Source organism: Leptospira perolatii (genome assembly GCF_002811875.1).
Classification (GTDB): Bacteria; Spirochaetota; Leptospiria; order Leptospirales; family Leptospiraceae; genus Leptospira_B; species Leptospira_B perolatii.
The window spans coordinates 1-1,099 of the sequence record NZ_NPDZ01000038.1 but is presented as its reverse complement, the minus strand read 5'-3'; the positions used below and the strand labels follow the sequence as shown (position 1 = coordinate 1,099).

Genomic DNA, 1,099 nt, shown 5'->3' with positions numbered 1-1,099 from the left:
GTTATACGCCATCGGAATTAATTAACTATGAAGACAATAGGATCAATTGCTCCAAACTTTCATGAAGGATCAAGATCAGAGTACCTTGCTACTTATATTTTTTCAGCATTCGGTTCTGCAATACAAGTTCCGCATCAAGAAGACTATGGGATCGATTTATTTTGCAATATTGCTAGCCGGGTTGGAAATCGCGCATTTATGCAAGACGGGTATTATATTCAAGTAAAGAGCGTGAAAGAGGAGTTCGCTTTTTCCGATTCTGATTCAATTAACTGGATATATTCTTTGCGAAACCCTTTATTTTTTTGTTTCATAGATAAAAAATCCCATCAAATTGAAATATTTCAAACCTATCGATTGAATCATTATTATTCTCGTAAGAAAATAGAAAGTATCAAATTCGTTCCCGATTTATCACCAAATTATCGAGATGTCGAACCATTAGGTTCTTCAAACTTTACAATTCAAATGGATAAGCCAATTCTTCGTTTCAATATTCAGGAAATGATAGAAGATGACTGGTATAAGAATGCCTTTAAGGTTATCCAATCTTGGGTTAGATTCTCGCAAAAAGCAATAGATGAAAGACAAATCGGATTTCCATTAATTCTAAGCCCTGAGACATATGAAACAAATAAGCCTCTTGAGATCGATAAGCTGTCAAGCTATGTGGGAAATTTCTTAGATGTTTCTGATGATATGAGATTCAAATACAGAGATAATATATATAAACTCTATTCGCTCGTTATTATCGAATCTGTCTCAGAAAAGGACAAAGATAAATTTAGACTTTTAGCAGATTCGATTGGTTACTCTATTAATGCAATTCAGCCAAAATGGTCGCTTGGATTGGCTACACTACAATTTGCTATAAATGACGGAGCTAAACAGTTTGATATGAAACCGCCGCTTGATATAAAGATTCCTAAAAAGTAATTCCGACGGCGCATAACTATCGGCTCTGACGCATCGCTTCGGGCTGCTTTGCACCCTCGCTCGGGCTTCGCCACATTGGCTCAGTCACTCGAATTGCAGAGCAATTCTTGTGCCTGTCTTCGCTTCGCTCAGCTCGCCAACGTCGTCAAGCCTTGGTCGTTAT

The 1,099-nt window shown here is 37.3% G+C and carries 1 protein-coding gene; it reads left to right on the top strand.

Features of this window, described 5'->3' with window-relative positions; genetic code table 11:
* Positions 1 to 27 precede the first annotated feature (27 nt).
* Positions 28 to 936, top strand: coding sequence for a hypothetical protein (locus tag CH373_RS18475; protein ID WP_100712816.1), 909 nt, complete (start codon positions 28 to 30; stop codon positions 934 to 936).
* The last annotated feature ends 163 nt before the right edge of the window (positions 937 to 1,099 follow it).